General features: G+C 38.7%; 21 protein-coding genes, 1 other RNA gene and 1 pseudogene. 9 read left to right on the top strand and 14 right to left on the bottom strand.

Annotation, left to right across the window (positions count from 1 at the left end; translation table 11 throughout):
• The first annotated feature begins 34 nt into the window (after positions 1-34).
• Together AC1M9I_RS01970 and AC1M9I_RS01965 are read left to right on the top strand one after the other, a co-directional pair.
• Complete coding sequence (locus AC1M9I_RS01970) at positions 35-1,684, top strand: PqiB family protein (protein ID WP_481594436.1); 1,650 nt, start codon at positions 35-37, stop codon at positions 1,682-1,684.
• Complete coding sequence (locus AC1M9I_RS01965) at positions 1,671-2,390, top strand: PqiC family protein (protein ID WP_481589477.1); 720 nt, start codon at positions 1,671-1,673, stop codon at positions 2,388-2,390. Before AC1M9I_RS01970 ends, AC1M9I_RS01965 begins: the two co-directional genes overlap by 14 nt.
• Positions 2,391-2,568: 178 nt before the next feature.
• Here the strand turns inward: AC1M9I_RS01965 and AC1M9I_RS01960 are convergent, their stop codons facing one another.
• The 8 genes from AC1M9I_RS01960 to AC1M9I_RS01925 form a co-directional block, all read right to left on the bottom strand.
• Positions 2,569-2,682 carry a hypothetical protein gene (locus AC1M9I_RS01960; RefSeq protein ID WP_416224330.1) on the bottom strand — a complete coding sequence of 38 codons (114 nt, stop codon included), beginning with the start codon at positions 2,680-2,682 and terminating at the stop codon, positions 2,569-2,571.
• Positions 2,683-2,685: 3 nt separating this feature from the next.
• A complete protein-coding gene (locus AC1M9I_RS01955; RefSeq protein WP_481594437.1) occupies positions 2,686-3,126 on the bottom strand; it encodes a transposase in 441 nt (146 codons plus the stop codon).
• 259 nt (positions 3,127-3,385) lie between these two features.
• On the bottom strand, positions 3,386-3,691 hold the full coding sequence (locus tag AC1M9I_RS01950; protein ID WP_092768927.1) for a DUF2149 domain-containing protein: 306 nt from the start codon (positions 3,689-3,691) through the stop codon (positions 3,386-3,388).
• The gene (locus AC1M9I_RS01945; RefSeq protein WP_092768924.1) at positions 3,691-4,194 is read right to left on the bottom strand and encodes a MotA/TolQ/ExbB proton channel family protein; all 504 of its coding nucleotides are present in this window, start codon (positions 4,192-4,194) and stop codon (positions 3,691-3,693) included. The genes AC1M9I_RS01950 and AC1M9I_RS01945 overlap by 1 nt, the downstream gene beginning before the upstream one ends.
• A 10-nt stretch (positions 4,195-4,204) precedes the next feature.
• Positions 4,205-8,404 (bottom strand): cobaltochelatase subunit CobN, encoded by a 4,200-nt coding sequence (cobN, locus tag AC1M9I_RS01940; protein WP_481610610.1) that lies wholly within the window; start codon positions 8,402-8,404, stop codon positions 4,205-4,207.
• Entirely contained in the window at positions 8,404-10,317 is a 1,914-nt protein-coding gene (locus tag AC1M9I_RS01935; protein ID WP_481610609.1) for a TonB-dependent receptor plug domain-containing protein, read from the bottom strand. Before AC1M9I_RS01935 ends, cobN begins: the two co-directional genes overlap by 1 nt.
• Positions 10,318-10,663: 346 nt before the next feature.
• The gene (locus tag AC1M9I_RS01930) at positions 10,664-10,777 is read right to left on the bottom strand and encodes a hypothetical protein (RefSeq protein ID WP_416224330.1); all 114 of its coding nucleotides are present in this window, start codon (positions 10,775-10,777) and stop codon (positions 10,664-10,666) included.
• A 243-nt stretch (positions 10,778-11,020) separates the two neighbouring features.
• A complete protein-coding gene (locus AC1M9I_RS01925) occupies positions 11,021-11,200 on the bottom strand; it encodes a hypothetical protein (protein WP_481594440.1) in 180 nt (59 codons plus the stop codon).
• 260 nt (positions 11,201-11,460) lie between these two features.
• On the opposite strand from AC1M9I_RS01925, the pseudogene AC1M9I_RS01920 reads away from it, so the two are divergent.
• Positions 11,461-12,212: pseudogene (locus tag AC1M9I_RS01920) on the top strand (tyrosine-type recombinase/integrase); the annotation flags it as partial.
• A gap of 97 nt (positions 12,213-12,309) precedes the next feature.
• On the opposite strand, the gene ssrA reads toward AC1M9I_RS01920, so the two are convergent.
• Positions 12,310-12,670: a transfer-messenger RNA gene (gene ssrA, locus AC1M9I_RS01915) on the bottom strand.
• Between the two features lie 132 nt (positions 12,671-12,802).
• Here ssrA and glpK point away from each other — a divergent pair.
• Positions 12,803-14,287 (top strand): glycerol kinase GlpK, encoded by a 1,485-nt coding sequence (gene glpK, locus AC1M9I_RS01910; protein ID WP_481610608.1) that lies wholly within the window; start codon positions 12,803-12,805, stop codon positions 14,285-14,287.
• A 51-nt stretch (positions 14,288-14,338) separates the two neighbouring features.
• Here glpK and AC1M9I_RS01905 read toward each other — a convergent pair whose 3' ends face one another.
• Complete coding sequence (locus AC1M9I_RS01905; protein ID WP_035266285.1) at positions 14,339-14,836, bottom strand: thioesterase family protein; 498 nt, start codon at positions 14,834-14,836, stop codon at positions 14,339-14,341.
• Between the two features lie 108 nt (positions 14,837-14,944).
• On the opposite strand from AC1M9I_RS01905, the gene hemB reads away from it, so the two are divergent.
• Together hemB and thiO are read left to right on the top strand one after the other, a co-directional pair.
• The gene (gene hemB, locus AC1M9I_RS01900) at positions 14,945-15,955 is read left to right on the top strand and encodes a porphobilinogen synthase (protein WP_481594444.1); all 1,011 of its coding nucleotides are present in this window, start codon (positions 14,945-14,947) and stop codon (positions 15,953-15,955) included.
• A 200-nt stretch (positions 15,956-16,155) separates the two neighbouring features.
• A complete protein-coding gene (thiO, locus tag AC1M9I_RS01895; protein WP_481594445.1) occupies positions 16,156-17,262 on the top strand; it encodes a glycine oxidase ThiO in 1,107 nt (368 codons plus the stop codon).
• Here the strand turns inward: thiO and AC1M9I_RS01890 are convergent.
• Together AC1M9I_RS01890 and AC1M9I_RS01885 are read right to left on the bottom strand one after the other, a co-directional pair.
• On the bottom strand, positions 17,259-18,170 hold the full coding sequence (locus AC1M9I_RS01890) for a TIGR01777 family oxidoreductase (protein WP_481594446.1): 912 nt from the start codon (positions 18,168-18,170) through the stop codon (positions 17,259-17,261). The two genes, thiO and AC1M9I_RS01890, sit on opposite strands and share 4 nt — an antisense overlap.
• A gap of 64 nt (positions 18,171-18,234) precedes the next feature.
• Positions 18,235-18,687: an ABZJ_00895 family protein gene (locus AC1M9I_RS01885; RefSeq protein ID WP_481594447.1), complete on the bottom strand. Its 453-nt coding sequence runs from the start codon at positions 18,685-18,687 to the stop codon at positions 18,235-18,237.
• A 365-nt stretch (positions 18,688-19,052) separates the two neighbouring features.
• Here AC1M9I_RS01885 and AC1M9I_RS01880 point away from each other — a divergent pair, with 365 nt between their 5' ends.
• The 3 genes from AC1M9I_RS01880 to AC1M9I_RS01870 all read left to right on the top strand — a co-directional run bounded on the left by AC1M9I_RS01880 (position 19,053) and on the right by AC1M9I_RS01870 (position 25,138).
• Positions 19,053-20,186, top strand: coding sequence for a hypothetical protein (locus AC1M9I_RS01880; RefSeq protein WP_481610607.1), 1,134 nt, complete (start codon positions 19,053-19,055; stop codon positions 20,184-20,186).
• A 95-nt stretch (positions 20,187-20,281) separates the two neighbouring features.
• Positions 20,282-21,529 (top strand): exonuclease SbcCD subunit D, encoded by a 1,248-nt coding sequence (locus AC1M9I_RS01875; protein ID WP_481594449.1) that lies wholly within the window; start codon positions 20,282-20,284, stop codon positions 21,527-21,529.
• Between the two features lie 9 nt (positions 21,530-21,538).
• Complete coding sequence (locus tag AC1M9I_RS01870; protein WP_481594450.1) at positions 21,539-25,138, top strand: AAA family ATPase; 3,600 nt, start codon at positions 21,539-21,541, stop codon at positions 25,136-25,138.
• 44 nt (positions 25,139-25,182) lie between these two features.
• On the opposite strand, the gene AC1M9I_RS01865 is transcribed toward AC1M9I_RS01870, so the two are convergent.
• Complete coding sequence (locus tag AC1M9I_RS01865; RefSeq protein WP_481594451.1) at positions 25,183-25,980, bottom strand: thioesterase family protein; 798 nt, start codon at positions 25,978-25,980, stop codon at positions 25,183-25,185.
• A gap of 116 nt (positions 25,981-26,096) precedes the next feature.
• Positions 26,097-26,783 (bottom strand): YggS family pyridoxal phosphate-dependent enzyme, encoded by a 687-nt coding sequence (locus tag AC1M9I_RS01860; protein WP_481594452.1) that lies wholly within the window; start codon positions 26,781-26,783, stop codon positions 26,097-26,099.
• Positions 26,784-26,786: the final 3 nt, after the last annotated feature.

Raw genomic sequence — 26,786 nt, 5'->3', positions numbered from 1 at the left:
ACAACCACATTACGATTTAATAAGATCAATAACTATGTCAGAAAACCAATCGAGTAATGGTCATCCACATGATGAACAAGTTCTGAGTCAGGTCGGTGTACCTGATAAGAAACGTAGCAAATGGAAACCTTCTCTCATTTGGATTATTCCAATTGTTGCATTACTCATTGCATTTTCATTAGCTCTCAAGGCGTATTTGAATACTGGTCCTGTTATTGAGGTTTCTTTTAGGACTGCAGAAGGCATTGAAGCTGGCAAAACTACAGTTCGTTATCGTCAAGTTAATGTGGGTCTAGTGCGTGAAATTGACCTTTCGGAAGATCGGTCTCATATCATTGCTAAAATTGAACTTCGGAAAGATGCTAGTAATTTTGCCACGGAAGATTCACGTTTTTGGGTAGTGAGACCACGTATTGGTGCAAGTGGGGTTTCAGGTATCGATACTTTACTTTCTGGCGCATATATTGAAGTAGATGGCGGTAAATCAGATGTCAAAACCACTTCATTTAAAGGGCTAGAAACTCCACCAGTTGTAACTTCCGATGTTCCTGGAAAAATCTTTTTCTTAAAGGCACAAGATTTAGGTTCGCTCGATTTCGGTTCACCTATTTATTATCGAAGAATCAACGTTGGACAAGTGACCTCTTACCAACTGGCTGATGATGGAAAAAGCGTTGAACTTCAAACTTTCATTAAGTCACCTTATGACAAATTTGTCACCACAGATGCGCGTTTCTGGCAAGCCAGTGGTGTAGATGTCAATTTGAATGCTTCGGGCTTTAGTTTAAACACACAATCTTTGGCAAGCATCATTTCGGGAGGGATCGCATTTGGTTATCCTGAAAATTCTGATGCAGCTCCTGCTCCGAATAAAATGAAATTTGAATTATTTGACTCTGAAAAGCTTGCGCTTAAAGAGCCTGATCTTAATCCAAGACGGATCGTAATGTATTTCAATGAGTCATTGCGAGGTTTATCAGTAGGAGCTCCAATTGATTTCATGGGTGTCGAAGTCGGTACTGTGAAAAAAATCAACACTGAGTTCTACAATAATCACTCGCAAATTCGAATGCGTGTTGATGCTGAAGTTTATCCTTCACGTATTGCTGGAGGTCATGAGTTGGACCCGCAAGGTACAGTATTCAAGCAATTTGTTGAGCGTGGTTGGCGAGCTCAAATGCGGACTGGCAATTTACTTACAGGTCAAAACTACATTAGCTTTGATCTTTTCCCTAAAGCTAAATATGCCACTGCAATCCGTCGAAATGATGGTGTAGTTGAAGTTCCAACAACTCCTACAGAATTAAAAGGCCTTCAAGCACAAGTGTCCCAAATCGCCGATAATGTATCTAAATTTCCATTGGTTGAAATTGGTCAGGACTTTCGTCAAACCTTGGCAAACTTAGATAAAACTATACGATCTTCAAAAAGTTTGGTCGATCAACTGGATGGCAAAGTTGCGCCTAATTTACAAGCCACTTTGGATGATGTTCGTAAAACAGTTCAGTCTTCTGAAACCATCTTGGCAAGTGATGCACCATTACAACAAGATCTACGTCGTGCTTTACAACAAATTACCCGTGCCGCAGCTTCATTGCAGTTAATGGCAGATCAAATAGAACAAAATCCTGAGTCATTGATTCGTGGAAAAACAGCGGAGCCGAAGAAAGATGACAGAGAATAAATTATTGAAATCTCAGCAACGCTGCTACCTAAAAGTCCTTTCAAGCTTGAGTGTTGGTTTGTTTGCACTCATCGTCAGTGGGTGCTCTTCATCCCCTACGCCTATGTTCTATTCATTGAGCACTCAAACGCTAACATCATCTTCGTCAAATCTAAAAGTGAGGATGATTGAGGTGCTTCCTGTTGGATTATCCGATCGTTTAAACCGAATTCCATTGGTAATTCAACAAGAAAATGGGCAGGCTAAAGTATTGTTCGATGATCGTTGGACATCTACTTTATCGGCTGAATTGAGAGATGCTGTTTCTGCGCGTTTACAGCAAACATTAGGTGCAGTGGATCGTTATAATAGTGGTATGACTGGTGGACAAGCAGCTTATCGAATTGCCTTAGATTTTTCTAACTTTGATTTCATCGAAAAATCAAATCAGCAACGCTTTATGCTCATGAATGCGACTTGGACTTTAAGATATGATGATCCTAATCGCCCCTTATCCATACCCAAAAACGCTCAAACATTACCTCAACGTCATCAACTCAGTTGTCGGATGAGTTTTTATGAAGAAATTCCACAAAAAAATAAAGACTTAAACACTTTAGTCACTGTTTCGCAAAAAGCCATTGATCAACTTTCAATCAGTATTGCAAGTTCAGTCAAGCACTTAGAAAATAGGAATCAGCCGATTACTGGTGGGGTATGTAGTTAATTTTCATAAAAACTTGAGATTTCTTTTGAATCTGTTTTGAATACAGCAAAGCTCTGAGTTGTATTTAAAACATCTATCTTTGATAAATTGGTATATAATTTTTTAGATAAAGACATTCAACAATAGAATTCTTTCATAATTCATTTTTATGCAGTTCCATGTTATAGATTCCAGCAATTTAATTGAATCTTAAACCTAGTCTTTTGACTCGATTACGATATCGCGCCGCAAGGACTTTGAAGGCTTTCAAACTGCCGAATACATGTTCAATCCCAATTCTTCTTTTATTGATTTCTCAATTGTAAACTTTTAGCTCGGGATCTAGTTTGCAGCATCTCTTTGCTTTTAGAGGCAATGAGCTATTTGGATACATTGCATAGATTCCATGATAGCCTTCATCTGCATGAATAAAAGCACCTTTAGGAATCGGATTCAAGTTGCGTTTGAAAAGCTCGAAATCATGTACAGCACCACGACTCGTGCATAAACTCAGAAATTGCTGTGTTCTATAATAGATAATGGCTTGAACTTTAAATGTATGTGCCTTCTTCTTGCCACTATAGCTTTTCTTCTGTTTTTTAGGTCTTTGTGTTGGAGTTTCTGTGGCATCTACGATCACCACGTTCCAGTCGATACCTTCGCCTTCAGGCAGACTCTCGGGTAAATTAAATAGATTGGACTTGATCAGGCAATCATCTACATCGTGGAAGATTTGTGGAGCAGTAGGCTCTGACACGCCAATAGCTCAGACGGAGTAAAGCCTGATTTTCTTCACTTAACTTGGATAGTCTACCTTTAGCAGGCACAAGCATTTTTAGTAGTTCAACCATTAAATCAATGGTTGACTATAAGATGCCTGTGTATCGCTTGAAATGTGTATCAAAAAGTTTCTTTCAGTTGATGATTTTAGTCCGCAAATTATGTATTAATATTTAGAAAAATAGATCAAATGTTAAAGTTTAGATTAATAGATGAGTTTGTATCACACGTACATTTTATTCAGGCACGTAAATCATTCGGCCATCATTCAGTTTATAGGTCACCCCTGCCTTACTTCCTTCGCCCTCACCAATTTGACCTGTAGACTCATATTGTTTAAGTTCTTGTCCTTCTTTAAATGAAATTTTCATATTTTTTTCACCAGGATTTTCAATTACAACGACATTATTATTTGAAAATGGATTTAGCGGGTTTTGTACTACCAACATCATTAGAATCACAATAATAACTAAAAAAAGGTCAATCAAATTCACAACAGAAAGCATAGGATCATCACTTTCATCCTGTTCCAAAAATCGCATTAAGCTTCCCCTTGATGAAGACTTTCAAATTCTTTTTCATACTCACGTAATTCTTCAAGCAACCAACGACGTCTGATAACCAAAATATAAAAACATATAGAAGCCGAAACTAAAGATAAAATTACTGAAGAAAATGCCATCACCATATTCTGCCCCACTTGTTCAGCTTGACCTGAAGATAAAGCGAGTAATGCAGGACCCATTGGAATCATAGTTGCGATCAATCCCAACATCGGTGCAGTTCGGGATACAATTCTTAGCCATTCCAAACGTTTAATAATCCAAAGTTCTAAATCATCAGTCGAGGCTTGAAATTGATTTTGTTCTGCATATTTCATCAAAATCGATCGATAACGTTTAGAGGTTCTGAACACGCATTCCATAATAAAGCTACCCAAAGAAACCAATGAAAAAATCAATGAGATAAGGATGAGCAACATCACAGGCCATAAGAAAAGTTTTGAAGCCTGATAAATCAAACTTTCGACTTCTAAAATTTGCATAAATTTCCTCTTATTTTTTTCGCTGTTGCATAAATTGTTTAAAAAAACCAAATCCAATCAATAAACTCAGTATGAAGGCACCAACCCAAGCATAATCTTGTACTTCCGACTTTTTCTGGACTTGTTCCAAAGCCTGACCTTTGACTTTCTGTTGTGCCTGATTCTGAGTATTTTTTTGATCTATTTTGGGGGTTTGTATTTCTATAGAAGATGGATGTTGATCTTGAGTAGACTGATTGGCATCGGCTGCTTTCAAAGTCTGTGTTGTTGGGTTTAAACCTTGTCCTATAGCTTGCTGATTTTGAGTATTTTGCTCATCGGCTGTGCGTTTTGTTTCAGATGAATTTTCAAGATTTACTTGATCAGTTACTACAGTCATCTGTGCATTTTTTTCTAGTGATACACTGTCATTTTGCTTCAAAATACTTTGGGTAAATTCATTAAGCTTTTCAGACTCTAAAGGCAAATTCACTTGTTCTTGCAACGCTTGAATTTTTTCTGCAATTTCTCGTTTTGTCTCATCATCAGATTGCCAATAATCTTGACGAATCGCTTCCGCCATACGATTTAATACTTGGAGTTGCGCAGATGGATTATGTTGTTTGAACCATTCATTTACACCAAGTTCGCGCTTATCTTGAACGTAAGTTTCATACATATCTTTCCATTGATCAGCACGGACAACTGAAGGGTCAGTCACATTCCAGCCATATAAATTATTGGTCACATTAATTACTTCCAATGTGCCAGCATAACCCTCCTTTTGCATACTTTTAATCCACTCAGGATTTAAATAACGGGTACGTAATTCATCTGACAAATAAGCTTTCAATGAGGTGACTTCAGCTTTATTTTGGCGTAAATCTGTAATGAGTAATTCCGGTGATTTCCCTTGAACGGAACGAATTGCCAAAGATAATCCACCTAAATATTCAAATGGATGATCTGTCGATAACACGCCATGCACATTTGAAGAACGCGACATAATGGCAACATCAACGCCTTTTAAATTTTCAGCGAATAGATTGACTGGTGCTTGCTCACCCCACGTTTTATCGCCATAGGCATATTGCAGATTATTTAAGAAGGTATTTGCTAATTCTTGATCATTTTCCCAATCATCATAGGACAAGGTTTTTTTCGTTAAACCTGAGCCATATTCTCCAGGTTCATTACTAAAAATTTTAAGTTGTGATAACGCTTTAGCTCGTTCAGGATCAACTTTTTGAGCAATTAATGATTGCTGTATCTGTTGTGAATTTTGATAAAGCTGATTATTGGGTTCATTTAGCGCTGAAAGTTTTGCCATTGCACCAGCAAGTAGACGCATAAAACCATCAAATTGATCTCGATAAACACTGGTGGCTTGAATCACAACATCCACACGTGGGCGCTTGAGCTCTTGTTGTGGAATAATGTCTAAACTCACCACTTTACCTGCTTGATCCCACACAGGTCTTAAACCAAGCGCTGCCAAAACTTGTCCTTCCGAAACACCTAAATGACGAATCGTTTCAGAAGACCACAAACTAAATGCAACTTTGTTAGGGTACTGCTGAGGATGCTTTTGTTGGTACTGCGCAATCATCTGCTCAAAGGTTTTTTGTCCCATTTCATAAGCCGCTTTAGTCGGGATTTTATTGGCTTCAAAAGCATATAAATTGCGTCCACTGACACTTTCAGGCTGACGAATCGGGTCTCCCCCCGTTCCCGGTAAAACATAGCCTCCAGATAAAGCATTCAACAAACTTTGCATTTCTCTATCTGCACTCAAATATTCATAATTTTTTTGTGCAGTTTCGATATACGCTTTTAGTTTTCCACTTTGCCCTATCTTTTGAATATCTGCATCAACCTCAACATTTGAAGCCTTAGATTTAAACCATCCTAAACCTGTGGATTCAGCCGGATTTAAAACATAATGCGCCAAATAACGATAAGCTAGAGATTGACGAATTGTTTCAATATCGGCATTAAACACTTCATTTTTATCCAGCTTTAATGCTTTGAAATAGTCTGAGTCTAACTGCTGTAAAACAATCATTAATCTTTGATCATCTTGGGCTGACAAACCGAAACGATGCAAGCCCATGGGTACAGCTTGTTGCGCTAGGCGATGCAAATGATCATGAAGCTGAGTATAAAATTGAGGGAAATTATTCTGAGCCTGAACCTGAGTCAGGTTTAAATCTTTAAGCACACCACTTTGCTCTGTTAAAGCGATCAGTTTTCCTTGAGTTTGCTGCTTGACTAAACCCTCATCGAGCTGAGCATATTGGTGAATTAAATCGTGAATATCTCGTAATTCATCATATAAACCAGAGGGTGCTAAAGGCGCAGTTTGATGACTCACTATAACTGCACGACCACGTCGTTTCGCTTGCATGGCTTCTGCGATATTATCCTGAACATAAGGATAAAAAATCGGTAAAGCACCTGCGGTCAATAAAGGATAGTCATTCGCTGCTAAGCCTTTGTCTTTTCCAGGCAACCATTCTTGTGTGCCATGTGTTCCCAAATGAATCAATGCATCGGTTGCTTGTTGCAAATACAGATAAGTCGCTAAATATAATGGATCTGGAACAGCGTCTAGACTGTGGTAATTCTCACCTAATTTAGAACCACGAGTAGGCTGAGGAAGTAGTAATAAATTTCCGTAACGCTGACTTGGAATTGCAAAATAAAACTCGCCCTCCCTTTTCACGACTGCCCAATGTTTAGATAATTTTTGAATATCCGCGCTTTCTTTTAATTCGTGTTGACGCTGTTCAGGCAAGGTTTTTAACCAATCAAGATAATACTGAACAGGAAAATAGCTGAGCATTTCTTTCTGTTGTAGGTCAGCTAATTTTTCATGCTGGTAATATGCAGATAATAAAGTTTGAGCATCTGAAATAATTTGTTTTTCGCTGATCAGTTCGGTGTCGTATCCACGTTCTTTTAAACTTTTTTGAATATTTTCGATGCTCAGCGGAATATTTAAATTTGATGCAGATAAATTATTTTGACCATAAGGATAATTCCAAAACATCACCCCAATTTGCTTTTCTTTATTGGGTTTAATCTTCAATTTGGATTGGGCAATTACACGTTCAAGTAATATATTGACCTGTGGTTCAATCCATTGCTCGCGACCACCCTCATTTAAAGACAGCACTAAAGGATCAGAAAATCCCCAAGTTTCGGGAAGACTCAAAAAGATAGATGCTAAATGCGGAGGTATGCCTGATTTCGAGTTTTTCCATTCTTCAAAATTGCCATTAAAACTCAAACTTTGAACCATAGGCACATTCATTTTTTGTAGCTCGGCAACTAAGTCCTGACCATTTTGAATATGCGTCATATTGACCATTGCGGTGATTGGTACATCTTTAAAAAAATCTGAAAGTTTGGTTTTGGTTTTCGACTCATTCCAAAGCAAGACAATGGGAACAACACCTTTTCGTTCAGTAAGCGTTATGAGTTGATCAATTTTTTCAGACGTTAAATTGGTGATATTGCTTGGATGAAGCACATAAACTAAATAGGCATTTTGTCCTTGGATAGTTGATTTTTTCTGATGTTTTAGATTCTGTTGATACCAATCTAAATAGGATTGCACATTGTCAAAATAGTCTTGTGCACTGGTGTGATAAATCGAAATTTCTGGTAATTTTTGCGTCTTAAATGTGGCTTTTTTACCTTCAGTATTCCAAAGATGTACTGCTTCAAAATAATGTGAAAAGTTAATTTCTCCACCGTTGTAATACAGATCTAATAATTTAAATCCAAATAATTTTGGAATTTTCTGGAACTGCGGTGCTCCACCACCAACGGTCATATATGCTTTGTCTTGAGCCTTTAAACTTTCAAGTGCAAGCTCTTCAACCTGTTTACGATCTGGCGGTCGCGGAACATCTAAAATGATCACATCCGCCTGCTGAATAGATTGCTGAACAGCTTTTTGATTTTGATTTACTTGTAAATGCTGTAATTGCACATTTTGTTTCGCTGCAATTGGCACAAGTTTTTCAAATTTAGTATTTGCCACAAAATCGGTATGTAACACCAATACCTTAGTTTGAGCATCTGCTGTTTGTGCAAAAGCCACATTTAATGTGAGATAAACACATAAGAAGATGCTCAAAATACGCAGGATGGAGTTTAGATCCAAACTTTTTTGAATATGAGTTGGATCTATTGCATGCAGAATGAAAGATTTCTTCATCATTAAAATCTCACATTCATACCAACAAAGTAACGACGTCCTGCATCACTAAAAGTTTGTAATTGATCAGGTTGCATGCCAATTTTTTTATCTGTCAGATTTTCAATTCCTGTCTGGACTGTCCAATTCGGAGTCACTTTATAATCTGCATACATGTGCCAGAAGATATATCCTTGACTGTGTGGTGTATTCACAGCTTGAAATTGTTTACTGCGATATTGCTGGCGTAATTTGGTTTGGAGTTTGTCGTTCACTTGCCAAATGACTGAACTATTTAATTGATGCTTTGAACGATCGGCTAAAGGGATATTTTTACTTTTATCTTTTGCGTCTAAATAAGTGTAATTGGCTTCTAAATGTAAATATGGCTCTATGTGATAAGCACCACTCCATTCAATACCTTGTAGTTCTGCTTTTGTCACATTGACATAATCTAAGCAAATTTTCCCTGCGACTGAACATGTAGGCTGACGCTGTGTATCTATCAAATCATCGACATTGTTTCTAAACCACCCTAATGTGGTTTCAAAATTATCTCGATGGAAATGTAATCCAACTTCATAAGCGGTATTGGTTTCAGGCTTAAGATCAGGATTGCCTCGAATAATACCCATACCACCCATTGCAGCATTAGACTCAAACTCTTTAGATAGTTGCTTTAAAGTTGGCGCTTTATAGCCTTTGCCCACACCAGCTTTGACTGTCCATGCATCGCTGAGTTGATAAGACGCATTAAACTTCGGACTCAGTTCCCATCCAAAATCTGAATGCTCATCGCCACGTGCCCCAAATCCAACTTTAAATTGATCAGAGATTTGCCAAATATCTTGTAGATAAATTCCATAATGGGTAATACTGTCTTTTTGTTTTAAATTGACCGTTGGATCTTCCAACTTTTCCTTACGAAGCTCATTACCCAGTATTAAATGATGATTAGATAAATCAAATTGAAACTGTGTCGAAGCCACTTGATCAGTTAATTTTTGTGGAGATGTCGTATCTCCGCCATCACTGCGCTCACTTTCTCGTTTGAATTGTGTTTGATAAAGCTTAACAATACTTTTACCCCAACTCCATTCACCTTCATGTTTTAACCCGAATCGAGCCCGCTCAATTTCATCATCAACTTGATAATATTGATTACGTGTTCCACCTCTTAAATCTTGTCGATCCTCATGGCCGTACTCACTTATGAATTCAATCTGTTGTTGATCTGTTGCTTGCCAAAATAGACCAAGATGCTCTTTGGTATTTTTCTGCTCATCGTGTTTGCTTAAACGAGAATTGGTAGGATCTTCAAGCGCATCACGTTTTCTAAATTCGGCCCAGAAATTGACACCTAATTTATTTTCAATGAGTGGACCAGACAAGTAAGCACTGGTTTTATACTGATCACCACCCAAATTAGATTCATTCCATAACGATTGAATCGAAGCAGAGCCTGTCCATTTTTCGATTGGTTTTCTAGTAATAATATTCACTACTCCACCTAAAGCTTCTGATCCATAGAGTGAAGACATCGGTCCTCGAACCACTTCAATCTGTTCTATCGCTTCGGTTGGAACCCAATTTAATTCACCATCAGAGTGAGCAATGGCTGAGGATGAACTATTAATTCGTTGTCCGTCGACTAAATATAGGGTGTGTGTCGGGTTCATTCCTCGAATCGAAACCCCTTTCCGATTTAGCCCGATACCTACATTTTGTAGACCTACTCGATCGTTCAAAGCATCTGAAACATCATTTATAAATCGTTGATTAAGTTGCTTACCATCAATCACATCAATACTCGCCATTGCTTCATGAATATTTTTTTTTGCAGATGCTGTGAACACAATCGTATTCATACTGTGTGCTGGATGATGATTTGTGTCTGTTGATTCTGCAAAGACAACATGAGTTACAAAGAGACCCATTCCTAAAAAGATACGCATAGTGATATTTAAGGTTATTTTTTATTGCTTATAATGTTATGTTATAACATTATATAATGCAATTTTTTAATTTATAAATTTCTATTTTTCAATATATTCAGTTGAAAATCTTTGAGCCCAAAATAGCCAATAAATGTGAGACTCTTTTGGAGTTGATAAGTACAAATTTGACAAAAAACTAAAACCTCTTTCTACTAAGAATTAATCTCTGTCGCACTTCATTTAAGAATCTAAGAATTTTTAAATTTACACTTTAAGAGTTTATTAAAATTATAGAATTCTTTCATAATTCATTTTTATGCAGTTCCATGTTATAGATTCCAGCAATTTAATTGAATCTTAAACCTAGTCTTTTGACTCGATTACGATATCGCGCCGCAAGGACTTTGAAGGCTTTCAAACTGCCGAATACATGTTCAATCCCAATTCTTCTTTTATTGATTTCTCAATTGTAAACTTTTAGCTCGGGATCTAGTTTGCAGCATCTCTTTGCTTTTAGAGGCAATGAGCTATTTGGATACATTGCATAGATTCCATGATAGCCTTCATCTGCATGAATAAAAGCACCTTTAGGAATCGGATTCAAGTTGCGTTTGAAAAGCTCGAAATCATGTACAGCACCACGACTCGTGCATAAACTCAGAAATTGCTGTGTTCTATAAATGTATGTGCCTTCTTCTTGCCACTATAGCTTTTCTTCTGTTTTTTTAGGTCTTTGTGTTGGAGTTTCTGTGGCATCTACGATCACCACATTCCAGTCGATACCTTCGCCTTCAGGCAGACTCTCGGGTAAATTAAATAGATTGGACTTGATCAGGCAATCATCTACATCGTGGAAGATTTGTGGAGCAGTAGGCTCTGACACGCCAATAGTTCAGACGGAGTAAAGCCTGATTTTCTTCACTTAACTTGGATAGTCTACCTTTAGCAGGCACAAGCATTTTTAGTAGTTCAACCATTAAATCAATGGTTGACTATAAGATGCCTGTGTATCGCTTGAAATGTGTATCAAAAAGTTTCTTTCAGTTGATGATTTTAGTCCGCAAATTATGTATGGATTTTTAAATTTTTCGGTACAAATAATCAGCAAGAGATAGATCGTTTTGTGATTTATGAAACAGATCTATCATCGATCGTGATTTTCAAACAGCGAAAACATTTAATAACTGTGCAACTACGCTAAGCGGGGTATTTAAATTGGCTGTTAAGCATAATCTGATTTCTCCAAATCCTATGCATACAATTAAGAATCGTAAGGTTCAGGCAGAAATACCTGCCCCCTTCACACGTAAGGAGATGGTAGCCTTACTAGCTTGGCTCGACAAAAGCTTACATGATGAGGATAAATTTTGTCGCTAGTATTTTGAATTTGCTTTTTGGACAGGCTGTAGACCTTCAGAAATGATTGCTCTCAGAAAAAGTGTTATTGACTGGTTCAATGGCACATTCAAAGTTAGCAAAAGTCATGTACGTGGTTTAGAAAAGAAAGTGACCAAAACACATACTTCTCGTGAGGTCTATTTGAATGAACGCTTGACTTTGGCTTTAAAAGCTTTGCTTCAATTTAAAAAGGATCAAGGCTACCAAACAGATTATGTAATGCTATGTCCCAAGATGAAGGAACCATTATTTAATGAAAAACCACCGAGAGAGCGTCTTGTAGAAGCAATGAAATCGTGTTCTATACGTCATCGCCCTGCATACAATGCAAGACATACTTATGTGATGATGTTGCTCATGGATGTCGTAAATCCAATGTTTGTCTCTGATCAACTTGGGCATAGCTTACACATGCTGATCAAACGCTATTTTAAATGGTTGCATGAATATAGAACTGGCAAGAAATTACGAAACTTAGCGTGGCAAGTGCAGCTTAAAAACTTTGAAATCAAAATCACCTGGAGTGAAAATGTGGCAAATATGTAGCAATAAAAAAGCCACTTAAAATAAGTGGCTTTTTTATTACAAGAATTTTGGTGGAGATGGCGGGAGTCGAACCCGCGTCCGCAAGCACTACACTCGAGATTACTACATGCTTAGATATCGTCTATTGTTTTAACCCTCAAAGACCCGACGAACAGGGTTAAGAGAGCGATCCTTTAAGTTTAGTACAACACCCCAAGGCTTGATGTTATACGGACTTGTGTGCGTGCGCTTCAGTCGGGATCTCTAACCACAAGTATTCAGAGATGCGGACAAGCTGCCCTTAGGCAGCTAGAGCGTAAGATTCGTCGTTTGCGACTATTTAAAATGCAAATTTTATTTACGAGAGAAAATGCGCTCTCGGCATGCATCTATGAGTTTCATCACCAGCGTCGAAGCCAGGAACATCCCCAAAGTACAACGCAATCATAGCATAAAAGTTTGAAAATACGACCTCTAATTTCACAACAATTACACATACACATGCGCTTAGTTGAATAATTGAGATAAAATCCCTTTTTTCAAGATCACAATTGCATATTTTATGAGTTATTTACTTGCACTGGATCAAGGTACGACGTCAAGTCGTGCGATCATTTTTGATGAACATGGAAACGTTCATGCAACAGCTCAAAGAGAAACTAAAATACGAACACCAAAGTCAGGCTGGGTAGAGCAAAATGCACAAGAGATTTGGAGTTCACAAATCGCAGTAGTGCAGCAAGCAATTGCTGATGCGCGATTACTGCCTAAAGATATCAAAACTTTAGGCCTAACCAATCAACGCGAAACGACAGTAATTTGGGATAAAAAAACTGGTGAACCTCTAGCCCCTGCGATTATTTGGCAAGATCGCAGAGCGAGTGATTGGTGTAATTCCCTCATTCAACAAGACTTACAAAAAAAGATAAATTTCACCACTGGACTCCGCATTGATCCTTATTTCAGTGCTGGAAAATTAGTGTGGTTACTTGAAAATATTAATGGTTTAAGAGCTCGTGCGGAACAAGGCGAAGTGGCTTTTGGCACCATTGATAGTTGGTTAGTTTGGAATCTCACTCAAGGTGCTGAACACGTAATTGAGGTTTCTAATGCTTCAAGAACCATGTTAATGAATTTGCATACCCAGCAATGGGACGACGACTTACTCGCACTATTTAACATCCCAAAAGCAATACTACCCAAAATCGTGGCTTCTGATTGCCATATTGCCAATACAGCCAAAGGTCTCTTAGGTGCAGAAATTCCAATTACAGGGATTCTAGGTGATCAACAATCAGCCTTATTTGGTCAATCATGTTTTGATATAGGCTCAGCTAAAAACACCTATGGTACTGGCTGCTTTATGTTATTCAATACAGGTGATCAAATTCAACTGAGTCAAAATCAACTCCTCTCCACTTTAGCTTGGCAATGTAAAGAACACACCTCGTATGCGCTTGAAGGTAGTGTTTTTATGGCTGGTGCAATTGTGCAATGGTTACGTGATGGACTTGGAATTATTCAAAGTAGCCAAGAAGTTGAACAATTGGCGTGTCAAGTTAACAGTACCGATGGTGTCGTACTTGTTCCTGCCTTTACAGGCTTAGGAGCACCTCATTGGGATACGGATGCCCGCGCATTATTATGCGGTATGTCTAGAGGGACAAATAAAGCACATATTGCGCGAGCAGCTCTCGAATCAATCGCATTTCAAGTCGCTGACGTTTTGAATGCCATGCAATCTGATATTCGAAACCCTTTAAAAGAATTACGTGTAGATGGTGGTGCGAGTCAAAATGATATGCTAATGCAATTTCAAGCCGACTTACTGAATGTTCCTGTGTTAAGACCGCAACTTTTGGAGTCAACGGCTTGGGGAGCTGCGGCAATGGCAGGTTTAACTGCAGATGTATTTAAAAATCCGTCTGATATTGCGGCATCATGGAAATTGGAAAAAGCTTTTGAGCCAAAAATGTCTGAAGATCAACGTCAATTCCATTTACATCAATGGAATAGTGCTTTAAAACGTTCAAGATCAGATATTTAGTATAAAAACCGCCTACAAGGGCGGTTTTTTTATAAGAGATACATGGATTTTTCAATATGCGTATGAAGCAATACCTGTTGCAATTGCTTTACCTTCATCATTCACCATATTCATGCGCATCGTACAACCTTTGCGACCCATGCGTAGGACTTCAGCAGTGGCAATAAAATACTTTCCGCGCCCTGGTGATAAATAATCCACTCGCATATCCACTGTTGCTAAACGTGAAACTTTCTTTAAAGTTTCAGGCAACATATCAGGCTCTGCACGCTTGTAAAGCTCGCCCATTGCAACAATCCCGCCAATACTATCAAGTAATGTTGCCGCTACACCGCCATGCAAAATTTGGAAAGAAATATTACCAATGAGATTAGGTTTCATCTCAATATAGCCTTGGATTTCACCTTCTACGACACGCATTTGCATTTCGTTATAAGCGAAATAAGGAGAGGTATTAAATACTTGAGTGAGTTGATTTAATACCACTTCAAGATCAGGTTTAGCACCTAAATGGAGGTTACCCATCCATTTTTTTTGGGAATCGTTCATACAAAACTCAAATTAACATCATGAGAAAAAACCATCAGCATTTTCCCAAAAACCGCCTTAAGGGGGCTACAATTAGACCCAAGTAAAATACCAAACATCGAGATTGTGATGACTTATACGTTTAATCGCCCTGCTTTTCCTGCAACACGCATGCGCCGTATTCGAAAAAATGACAAACTCAGAGCGATGGTGAGAGAAACACATCTTTCTGCTGAACATCTCATTTATCCGGTATTTGTTCTACCAGGTCAAAATCAAACCCAAGAAATACCTAGTATGCCAAATATTCACCGTCTTTCAGCTGATTTGTTGTTAAACAAAGCTGAAAAACTTTTAGAATTAGGTGTATCTAAATTAGCTTTATTCCCAGTTACCCCACAAGAAGACAAAAGTTTAACTGCTGAAGCAGCATGGAAAGATGATGGTTTAGTTCAAAGCACTGTCCGTCTTCTAAAAAAAGAATTACCAGAAATGGTACTCATCACTGATGGCGCTTTAGACCCTTATACAACACATGGTCAGGATGGCATCATCGATGAAACAGGTTATGTCCTGAATGATGAAACTGTTGAGTGTCTGATTAAACAAGGTTTAAGCCATGCAGAAGCAGGAGCCGATGTTTTCGCACCGAGTGATATGATGGATGGTCGTATTGCTGCGATTCGTCAAGCATTTGAAGCAAATGGTCATATTTATACCAATATCATGGCTTATTCTGCCAAATATGCATCAAGCTTCTATGGTCCTTTCCGTGATGCAGTGGGTTCAGCATCTAATTTAAAAGGTGGTAATAAGTATAACTACCAAATGGATGTAGGAAACCGAGCTGAAGCTCTTCACGAAATTGCACTAGATATTCAAGAAGGTGCAGACATGGTGATCGTAAAACCAGGGATGCCATATCTAGATATTGTACGTGAAGTTAAAGACACATTTGGCATTCCAACATTTGTTTATCAAGTGAGTGGTGAATATGCCATGTTGGCAGCAGCAATCCAAAACGGCTGGCTTTCTGAAAGTGTGATTTTAGAATCACTGATGAGCTGTCGTCGTTCTGGTGCAGATGGAATTTGGACCTATTTTGCTGAAGATGCTGCAAAAATGCTTAAAGATCTGTAATACACTATTGAATCAAAAGCGCTTTTCCATAAAGCGCTTTTTTTCTACTAAAATCATTATCATTGTATTCGAGACCTAACTTTTAACTCACTCATTTAACATCTTACATCTCATCGATCTCTTTACATCATTGAGATTATTTGCACGATTAGAGCTTGAATATGGTCTAATACACCCCGTCATTTTGAAGGTGGATAAAAATGCACGTTGCCATCATTGGATGTGGAATTAGCGGCTTACTAACAGCGCTTGAATTACTCGAACAAGGTTGTGAAATTACCCTCATTGATCAAAAACAAGCAGCTAAAGCTGCATCTTGGGCAGGTGGTGGTATTTTGTCACCTATGTATCCTTGGCGTTATCCCAAAGCAGTCAATCAATTGGCACAACATGGTAAATCGTTATATCAATCTTGGAATCAAAAAATTCAACCATGGAGTGGCATTGATTTCGAAATTCACGATTCAGGTATGTTAATTTTTGATGAAGATGATTTTGAGATTGGACTCAGTTATAAGGCGCAATATAACGAGCCGATGCAGCATTGCAATTTACTCGACGAGACTCAATTAAGAAATCTGAATCCACGAGTTTCTAATACTTTCAAGCAGGCTTTGCATTTTCCACAATTGTCTAATGTTCGTAATCCTCGTCTTTTAAAGTCTATTCTGACTTATCTTAAATCACATTCAAAAGTAAAGATTATCGAGCATAAGTGGGTAGAAAAATTACTGATTCAAAATCAGCAAGTGCAATCCATTGTTCTGCATGATCAACATCAAATTAAAGCTGATCAGTATGTTATCGCTACTGGAGCTTGGTCGGCACATTGGGCATCACAACTCGATTTCAATATCCCTGTTCAACCTGTTCAGGGGCAGATGATCCTATTCAAAACCCCTGAAAACTGGCTACCCACGATGTGTATGTACAAGGTCATGTATATGATTCCACGTCGAGATGGCCATATCGTCTGTGGTTCCAGTATGGCAGAATTAGGTTTTGAACATCGCCCAAATTTGAAAACACAACAATCCATTTACCAAGCATGCATTCAACTCATACCTGAACTTAAAAATTTCCCGATTGTGCAACAATGGGCAGGCTTGAGACCTAGCTCACCTGATGGAATTCCATATATCGGTTTAATGCCTGAAATGAAAAACTTATGGGCGAATTTTGGTCATTTTAGAAATGGTTTATGCATGGGCCCAGCTGCAGCGCAGTTACTACGACAACTCATGCTGAATCAGACCACCCTCGTTGATCCTAGCCCCTATGACCCATCTTTGAAGTTTCAAGTTTAATGTGATGGAAGTAGTTGCTCCAACGCCATTTTGAGTTCTGGATATTGAAATGTATAACCTGCTTGAATAAGTGCTTCTGGTATAACGTATTGTCCATTTAAAACCAATTGAGACTGCTCACCTAACATGATTTTAAACAATGAATCAGGCAGACTTAAAAGCGGTTTCTTGTTTAAAATTTTTGCTGCGGTGCGAACAAAATACACCTGATTCGTTTGTTCAGGAGCAACGAAATTAAAAATTTCGTTTGGAGTGTCATTCAACATCAGAAATTCAATCGCCTGAATCACGTCCTGAATATGAATCCATGCTAAGGGCTGCTGACCTGAACCAATTTTACCTACCAGATTAAATCGAATCGGTAAGAGTAATTGTTGTAAAATTCCTCCGCCATGCCCAAACACCACGCCTAAACGAATGACCTTAATATCAAACTGATTTTTGTGTTGGAGAGCCGACCTCTCCCACTCTTGGCAAAGTTCGGACATAAAGATCGGTTGAGATGATCCCTGCTCATTGTTTTTTTCTGACCATACTTGATCAGGATCAATACCATAATATCCTACAGCAGAACCAGAAATAATTCGCTTGGGATGTTGCTGATGGGTCAGCAGATAATGTAATAATGCATCGGTCGTATTCACTCGGCTGTCGATGAGTTTTTGTTTTCGCCTTTGCGTCCAGCGACCATCACCAATACTTTCACCCGCTAAGTTAATAACATAGTCAATTTGAGCGTGTTGGATATCATCGAAAGATTGAACCCATGTCAAACGTGGATGCTTCATTTTTGGATTGGACTGTCGGCTTAAACCAATCACTTGATAATCTTGATCTAGCCGATATGCAACCAAATAAGATCCAATAAAACCTGTTGCACCAGTAACCAAAACGCAAGGATGATACATAGAAGTACTCTTATGATCTGATCACTCTATCGTGGTGAAAGATGCCTTTGAGCTCAATTCATGATTACTTATTTACCACCAATTTATTCGCCATGCGCTTCGCTTGTGGACCATAAAACCAAAAGGTAATTAAATATAATGGTATCGCCAGCATCAAAATCATAATTGCACTGAGACTTAAGAAACTGGAATTTTGGATATAGAGTAAAAAGTTCTGCCAAATTTCAGGGTCTTTTCTCGAGAAAAATAAAATACTTAAAAAAACACCAAGAAAGTTATAGCCCCAAAAAATCAAGGTAAAGCCTAATGTGAATTTCTTACGTTCTTGATCCGAAGGTGCCCGTTGTTGTTGATGAATAAATTTATATAAAACAACAATCATCGCTATTAAATATGGAAGTGCAGTGACTATTCCTGCAATTGCCGAAGGCAATAACGCTGCCAAAATACCTGCAACCAGCGTTAATCCTAAACAAAGTAAAAAGAACCATAAAAAATATTTTCTTAAAGAAACCATAACTCTCAGACGCGATAAAATCCTGTCTCAAAGCATAACCGAAAATAAATCAAATATTTTTAATTTTCTTGTCAACCGAATCACAACCTTATGCGTTATATAGGGTACAAGGTCAGTAGCAACCGCGTAGTCATTGCACCGGCATCCGCAATGATACACGGTGACCTTATACCCCAATGAGACCTATAAATCATGCTTCTTGCAGAAAAATTTAGTTTAGCAGCCTAAATTTGAATGACTGAAGTATTTTGGCCGACGATTTCACATCACTCGAATCGTCGGCTTTATTTTTGAACTTAATAAATTTTCTAAATATACTTTTATCCATAAAGATGAGATAACAATCAGAATAAATCCTAGCCCCAATGTATAAAGAAAAAATTAAACATAAAATTAGTCTAAAAAAACGTCTAAATTTTAAATCAGACTTTTGGGATGTATTGAATTATCCATTCACTCGCTTTCTTATCAGTATCGTATTAGTTTGCTATTGCTTTGTTTTTATTAAAGCATTTATTAATCATCAATTTCACATACCGCTTACAATCATCAGTTTACTCTGTGGTGTTTTTTATCAAAGTTATCAAATCATTAGAAACAAAGAAAAAATCTTAATTTATTCAATTTTAAGCCTATTTTTGAGTGCACTTTCATTTATTTCTATACAGAGTAATAGCTCGAATCCATTAATAATTTGGGTCTATTTCTATCTTGGTGCTTACTTAATAGTTTTTTCTCTAGAGCATCATCAGAGTTTAACCACACCTTTTGGTGAAGGAATTAGTTTTTTATTCGCATTTGGAATTTGCTATTGGTTTTTCGAAAAACAGATGCTTGGTGTTGATACAGTATTATCGACATTCATCACAATAATCTTGTTAATATTTTTACTCTATTCGATTTTACATGCCTTTTTTGAAATTAAGCATCATCATTTAAGCCGTTTTCTACTGAGTTTCTTTACTTGTTGTTCAATTTTAATTTTGTCTATTGATCAAATTATAGAACTTTATTCACAGGGCGATATTACATCTGAGCATCGTTGGGTTGAGCGTTTAATTTTATTATTTCGATATTTTTTACTCGGTTTATCGTCTTTATATGTTTTTCAAAACTTAATGCTGCTTCTCAGCTATTTGCCCAATAAATATACGCGTTCTTATTTTTCAGATGTCAAACAAAATACGCTGATCCATATCAAACGTTTTTCAGAAGATCAAATTTCTAAAACAGAAGCCTGCTTTGCTCTCATTTTTACGGTCTCAGTCTATTCTTTGAATTATATCTATCAAATAATTCCCATCAATATGAGTATTTGGCTAAGCATTCTATTGGTACCCTTAGTCATCCAATCTTTTTTTCATCATAAAATAGATCATTCGTTAACAGCAGCTAAACTGCATGCATCCTCTTCTCATAAGCAAATCTCGATCAACTCGAGAATCAAAAATAGAAAAAAGAGAAAAAGACGAAAAAAGAGTAAATCGAATAAAAAATAGCGATTAAAAGCTGTCTTATAGAGATGTTAAAAATTTCGATGTTTTAAAGTCCGATATTGGATAAGATGACAATTGAGATGTTTTGGGGTTCGGTAATGGCAGTGCGTTTTTTTCATACTTCAGATTGGCATTTGGGGCAATTTTTTCACAATCATGATCGTGACTATGAACACACACAATTTTTAAACTGGCTACTTGCGCAAATTCAACAAAAACAACCGAATGCCCTGCTGATTGCCGGTGATATTTTTGATGTGGTCAATCCTGCATCATCTGCTCAAAAACAGTTATACCAGTTTCTCACCGATGCCCATGCCATTGCCCCGCATATGCAAACCTTAATGATCGCAGGTAATCATGATTCCGGTTACCGCATTGAACAGGTTGAACCTTTTTTAGCGAAATTCAATGCCAAAGCGGTCGGTATTATTGGCAAACAGGATGGTGAATTTGATCTCGATCGTTTGTTGGTACCTATTTATGATGCTGATAAAAATATCGTTGCTTGGTGCTTAACCCTGCCTTATTTACGCAGTGCCGAAATTACAGGCTTAAATGAAAATACCACCAACAGCCAAAATGCGATTGCCTATTTACACCAACAACTTATTGCGGAAGCTAAAGCGCGTAAACAACCCAATCAAGCCTTAATTTTGATGTCACATGCCCATATGCAAGGCGGTGAAACCTCAGATTCCGAACGTCCAATTGTGATTGGTAACGAAGAGGCTTTATCCACTGCATTATTTGATGATGTGATTGATTATGTAGCACTCGGTCATTTGCATAAACCGCAAAAAGTTGGACAGGAACATATTCGCTACAGTGGCTCACCTATTCCACTGTCTTTTAGTGAACGCAACTATAAACATCAAGTGGTTGAAGTCACCATTGACCCCGAAGCTGATGAACAAAATCATTTTCAATATCAAGCGCACATTATTCCACGTACCGTGGATTTGATTCGAATTCGTGAACCCTTGTCTGAATTAATCACTACGGTACATGCCCTGCCAAAAGGCGAAATTGACAATCTCAATGCACGTCATTTTCTAGAAATTGAATATACGACAGATGCCCCACCGCCTGTAGACTTACGTCAGCAGATTGAACTGGCACTGCCACCAAATCGTTATCGTTTACTGCGTATTGCTCGAATTTATCAAAAACAAACTGAGCAAAATGATACCTGTCACAAAGTTGATTTAGCGCCCCCCACCCCTGAAAAATTATTTTTAAGCCTTTGGGAAAAAATGGGCTATGAGCAGGATGAATCGGTGAAGCGTGATTTCTTAACTTTGCTTGAAGCGGCACAACACGATTTGGATCAACAAGCGCACTAAGGACAGGCCATGAAAATTATTCGACTCAGTTTAAACAACTTGGCCTCTTTAGCCGGTGAACAACACATCCATTTTGAAGATAGCCCATTGGCGCAGGCAGGTCTGATTGCCATTACCGGTAAAACGGGTGCAGGAAAGTCGACAATTCTCGATGCTATGTGTTTAGCGCTCTATGATGAAATCCCACGTTTACGGGGCGCTGCCGGCAGTATCAAAGATGTGGGTGGCAAAGACATTTCAATTAAAGATTCCAAGAATATTTTACGTCGCGGCACCACCTCAGGCTTTTGTGAACTGGAATTTATTGCGCTTGATCAAAAACGCTATTTGGCGCGTTGGGACATTAGCCGCGCGCGTAAAAAAGTTGATGGCAATTTAAAAGTCGAGCGCTTTGTTCAATGTTTAGATGATGGCACGACCTTAACGCAAAAAATCTCGGAAGTGACGCCACTGATTGAAAAACTAATTGGGCTGAGTTTCGAGCAATTTACCCGTGCAGTCCTGTTAGCACAGTCTGAAGTGGGGGCATTTTTAAAAGCCAAAGACCATGAACGTGCAGACTTACTCGAATATTTAACCAATTCGCAAATTTTTAGTGAGGTTAGTAAGAAAGCCGCAGAAAAATTTAGTGAAATCAAACAGCAACGTACTGATTTAGAAAAGCAACTCGGTCATATTGATATTCTGAGTGAAGAGCAACTTGCAGCCTTAAATCAGCAGCATCAGCGGCTAAAACAACAACTCGTGCATTTGGCACAATCAGAAAAGCTGCTTGAAAATGAACGTAAATGGTATCTTGAGCGTGATCAATTGTATGCTGAAGTCCATGGCAAAAAAGAGATTTATGAGGTTCAGCTTGATGCCGTAAATAAATCCGCAGCACAACAACAATTGCTACAACAGCTTGATGCATTTCAAGCCATTCGTGAGCAATATGTACAGCGTGCACGTCTAGAACCTCAAAAACTTGAGGTGCAACAAAAACAACTCGCCTTTCAAGCTGAGTTTGTCGCTTTACAACAACAAGCTACTACTGAGCAACAGCGCTTAAAAGCCTATGAACATGCCCAAGCGCAATTTGAGCAGCAACGTTTGGATATTAAGCCTCATCTTGAAAAAGGCTTAAAGTTGGATCATGACATTCACAGTATTTCTGAACAGTATAAAAAACTCAGTACAGATAAAGATCAGCTTGTTCTCAATGAATTAGAACCGTCAAAACATGCTGTGGAACAACAACAGACCAGCGTATTGGCTTGGCAAAACAAACAGCAACAAATCAACTTTGAGTTAACCCAAAGCCAATTTTTACAAGGCTTTGATCAAGAGCCACAAAGTGCTTTGCAAGTGCTACAACACTATGTCGAGCAATATGAATTGCTTCATCAACAAGATCCAGAACTATTACAACAATCCTTCGCAACTTTAGAACAGCAACAGCAAACCATTGTACAACGTCTGCAAAGCTATGTGGCTCAACATGAAAGTCTTGACGCTTTGACACAATCGCTAAAAAACATCCAACAACAGCGTGAACATCAGCAAAGTACGGTATTACGACTGCAACATCAACAGCAGCAGCTTGATCAAGTCATTACCCATATCAGCGAAACACACGACCTGACAGGCTCAATCGCTGAACAACAAAAGCAACTGCAGATTATTCAACAGACCCTTGAAAAACGCTTGAGCGAAAAAGCCACACAAGAAGCTGCTTATACTCAACTACAAAGCATCTTGGAGGCACAGCGTCTATTACATAGCGAAAACGTGCAGCAGTTACGTGAACAGCTAAAAGCCAATCAACCGTGTATGGTCTGTGGTAGCCATGAACATCCGTTTTTAGACCATCATCAACGCTTAGAACAAGGTTTATTGCAACTACACGAGCACCAATTGCAAGAGGCTCGTCAACAATTGGAACAGGTCAATCGTGAGGTACAGCAAGCACAGATTGAGCAATCCAAAGTACAGACCTTACTTGAACAGCAACAACAGCGTATGGAACAGCTCACGCAATTCACTCAGCAACAGCTCGAGCATATTCAAGCAGCATTACAACATCTGGGTTTAAATCTCGACACGGCAGACCCGATTCAGTTGCAGCAGCGCATAATGCAGCAGATCCAAACACTGCAATCGCACATTGAACAACAACAGGTGCAAGAACAAGAACTTAGTAAATTGCTTGAGCAATGGCGTAAAGATCAGCAGCAACAACAGCAATTACTATTGAATATTCAACGTCGTGTACAGCTTGAACAAGGTATTCAACCTATTGTGCAGTTACTGCCTGCTCGCTATCAGCAAGACACACCAATACATTGGGTTGCCGAATTGCAACAGCAGCTGCAGCAGCGTGTTGCATTGCTCACGACGCAAAAACAAGTAGAGACATCACTGCTGCAAGCACTGCAAGAACTTGAAAAAATGACGCTACGCTTTGAAGCAGCACAAAAACACGAACAACGCCTGACACAACAGATTGAACAACTGATTGAGCAAGGCAAAATGTTACGCTCGAAACTTGCGGAACTGACCCAAGACTATGCCGGTCAAAGCTACCGTTATGCTGCGGATTGGCAAAAACATTTAGAGGAAACTGCTGTCACTCATGCCAATGAAGTTCATGCACAACGCAATAAAACTGCACATGCTGAACAACAGCTGAATGCAGCCAATTTACAACAGCAGCAGTTGCTCAGTGATTTACATCATATTGAACAGGCATTACAGCAAGTACAACAGGCTATTCAGCAATGGCAACTGAGCCATCCGACCGTGACCACAGATCAAATCACGACATGGTTAAGCATTGATTTAGCCCAACATCAACAAATACGCCATGAGTTAAATACGCAGCGACAACTTTTAGAGAATGCCAAAACCGCTTGGCAAGTTTTAGAAGAACGTTATCAAGCCCATTTAAAACATCAGCCTGAACATGATCTCAGCATGCTCGAGCAGCAACTTGCGAACTTGCAAACGGAAAAGCTCGCTCAACAAGAAGCATTCACTGATACAGAAACTCAGTTACGTATGAATGCTGCCAATCAAGCCAACTATGCTAAGTATCAAGGCCAAATAGAACAAATCAAGGCGGAAGAATATCGTTGGGGACGTATCTACGATTTGATTGGGCATAAGGAAGGCACCAAGTTTAAAAAGATTGCTCAAGAACACCATTTAGATATTTTGGTGGAATATGCCAATCAGCAATTACAGCCACTTGCGCCACGCTATCAGTTGCATCGTATTCCTGACAGTTTAAGTTTGGCCATTATTGACCTAGATATGAACAGCGAAGTTCGACCTGTCTTGTCCTTATCAGGTGGTGAAACTTTCTTAGTGTCTTTAGCCCTTGCTTTAGCGATTGCTAACATGGCATCAGGTTCAATGAAACTTGAATCACTGTTTATTGATGAAGGCTTTGGTACGCTCGACCCGGCATCCTTACATATGGTCATGAATGCCCTCGATCATTTACAAAGCCAAGGTCGTAAGGTCGTGCTCATCTCTCATGTACAAGAAATGCATGAACGTATTCCTGTACAGATTCAAGTCAAACCTGTAGGTGCAGGTGCGAGTACCATTAATATTGTCGGTTAATGGTTAATGATAATAAGTTGAAGCCGTCAAATGACGGCTTTAATCTAAGCCAGTTTTCTTAAAGTTAAAATTTGCTCAGCTCGTCCAAAAGGTCCGTTCAGATCATGAAGAATAGATGAAGTTAACCCGATACCGTCATCACCATATTGTTGCACTGTTTCCAGACCTAGCCACTTACCTATTGGCATACGATAGAGATGTATCTGTAAATCTAAATTTGGGAAAGTATAGTTAAACGGCCAACCTTGTCGTGTGACAATTCCATTCGCTGTATCGACCATTCCCATCAACTTCACAAAGTCTGAATGTATTTGTCCTTCAACCATATCATAAGGATTGGTTAGCCATACAATGCCCTTACCTGCCCGTCGATCTAAACGGCGTGCCTCAAGTGATTGAATATAGCCTCCAGGCCAATTTCTAATTTCTTCCCATAAGATCCCCTCGTCAGGATCAGCAACTTTTTGATCTTCTAATCCTGCGACTGCCTGAGTATCACTCATCATCATTCGCCAAGTACGTGCCTGAATGCAGCTTTTACCATGTGCAGACATGGTCGACTCGATCAACTCAATGGTTTTTCCAGGTCGAATAATTCGAGTTTCAATTTGAAACTCCCCAGCGGGTATCAGGCCCAAAATATCCAAACTTATACGTCCAATCCTTAGGTCAGACCGAGCTGAGAAGTGATCCAACTCTGCACAAATAATCCCTGTTGCGGGCGCCATATGCTGTTCGTGCGTATTCCATGCACCTTGAGCATGTATGGTCGACTTATACGTAGCCACTACTGATCCATCATCACACACTTTTCGTTCTAAAAGCTGATAATACGAACTCATCTAATCCTTCCCTGTTTTATGATTATGTGAAATATATTGGTTTATTTTTATACATAAAAAGTTGTATTTACAATGACAGTGACTGAACCCGAAAGTTCAGTGCAGACTGAATCCAATCATTTTGAGTAATTTCTCGCCCCAAATAAGGCCGTCCCTATTCGAACCATAGTCGATCCAGCACTAATCGCATCTTGTAAATCACCTGACATTCCCATACTTAAGGTATCCCAATCAGAAGGATGTGCATGATGCTCTTTCATCCGATCAAAAAGTGTCTTGGCATCATAGAGTGCATCTACATTGCCAGGCGCTGGAATGACCATTAATCCTCGTAATCGAAGTCGAGGTAATATGCTCATTTGAGCCACAAAATCTTCGACCTCTGAAACCGCACAACCATCTTTGCTTTCTTGAGCATCAATATTCACTTGAAGACAGATATTGATTGGTTCCTGTTCAATGGTGCGTTGATTAGAGAGTCGCTCTGCGATAATGAGGCGATCAACCCCATGCACCCATGCAAATTGTTCAGCCAACTGTTTGGTTTTGTTGCGTTGAACATGACCAATAAAATGCCATTCAATGTCTAAATCATTCAGCGCTTTGATTTTATCTAATGCTTCTTGCAGGTAATTCTCACCAAATGCTCGCTGACCAGTCTGATACATTTCTCGCAAAATCTCTGCAGGATGCGTTTTGGAAACAGCCAGAAGTTTAACCTCGTTAGATTGTCGTTGAGCAACTTCACAGGCTTGTTCAATTTGTTGAATGACACTATTTCTCGCTTGCTCTAGACCCATCATGTA

This window comes from Acinetobacter sp. ANC_7553 (genome assembly GCF_056779895.1).
This window is presented reverse-complemented; position numbering and strand designations above follow the sequence as displayed.

Excerpts from the sequence above, each read along its gene's own strand:
- AC1M9I_RS01970 (WP_481594436.1), top strand. The coding sequence starts at position 35 with ATGTCAGAAAACCAATCGAGTAATGGTCATCCACATGATGAACAAGTT.
- AC1M9I_RS01965 (WP_481589477.1), top strand. The coding sequence starts at position 1,671 with ATGACAGAGAATAAATTATTGAAATCTCAGCAACGCTGCTACCTAAAA.
- AC1M9I_RS01950 (WP_092768927.1), bottom strand. The coding sequence starts at position 3,691 with ATGCGATTTTTGGAACAGGATGAAAGTGATGATCCTATGCTTTCTGTT.
- AC1M9I_RS01945 (WP_092768924.1), bottom strand. The coding sequence starts at position 4,194 with ATGCAAATTTTAGAAGTCGAAAGTTTGATTTATCAGGCTTCAAAACTT.
- cobN (WP_481610610.1), bottom strand. The coding sequence starts at position 8,404 with ATGATGAAGAAATCTTTCATTCTGCATGCAATAGATCCAACTCATATT.
- AC1M9I_RS01935 (WP_481610609.1), bottom strand. The coding sequence starts at position 10,317 with ATGGGTCTCTTTGTAACTCATGTTGTCTTTGCAGAATCAACAGACACA.
- glpK (WP_481610608.1), top strand. The coding sequence starts at position 12,803 with ATGAGTTATTTACTTGCACTGGATCAAGGTACGACGTCAAGTCGTGCG.
- AC1M9I_RS01905 (WP_035266285.1), bottom strand. The coding sequence starts at position 14,836 with ATGAACGATTCCCAAAAAAAATGGATGGGTAACCTCCATTTAGGTGCT.
- hemB (WP_481594444.1), top strand. The coding sequence starts at position 14,945 with ATGACTTATACGTTTAATCGCCCTGCTTTTCCTGCAACACGCATGCGC.
- thiO (WP_481594445.1), top strand. The coding sequence starts at position 16,156 with ATGCACGTTGCCATCATTGGATGTGGAATTAGCGGCTTACTAACAGCG.
- AC1M9I_RS01890 (WP_481594446.1), bottom strand. The coding sequence starts at position 18,170 with ATGTATCATCCTTGCGTTTTGGTTACTGGTGCAACAGGTTTTATTGGA.
- AC1M9I_RS01885 (WP_481594447.1), bottom strand. The coding sequence starts at position 18,687 with ATGGTTTCTTTAAGAAAATATTTTTTATGGTTCTTTTTACTTTGTTTA.
- AC1M9I_RS01880 (WP_481610607.1), top strand. The coding sequence starts at position 19,053 with ATGTATAAAGAAAAAATTAAACATAAAATTAGTCTAAAAAAACGTCTA.
- AC1M9I_RS01875 (WP_481594449.1), top strand. The coding sequence starts at position 20,282 with ATGGCAGTGCGTTTTTTTCATACTTCAGATTGGCATTTGGGGCAATTT.
- AC1M9I_RS01870 (WP_481594450.1), top strand. The coding sequence starts at position 21,539 with ATGAAAATTATTCGACTCAGTTTAAACAACTTGGCCTCTTTAGCCGGT.
- AC1M9I_RS01865 (WP_481594451.1), bottom strand. The coding sequence starts at position 25,980 with ATGAGTTCGTATTATCAGCTTTTAGAACGAAAAGTGTGTGATGATGGA.
- AC1M9I_RS01860 (WP_481594452.1), bottom strand. The coding sequence starts at position 26,783 with ATGATGGGTCTAGAGCAAGCGAGAAATAGTGTCATTCAACAAATTGAA.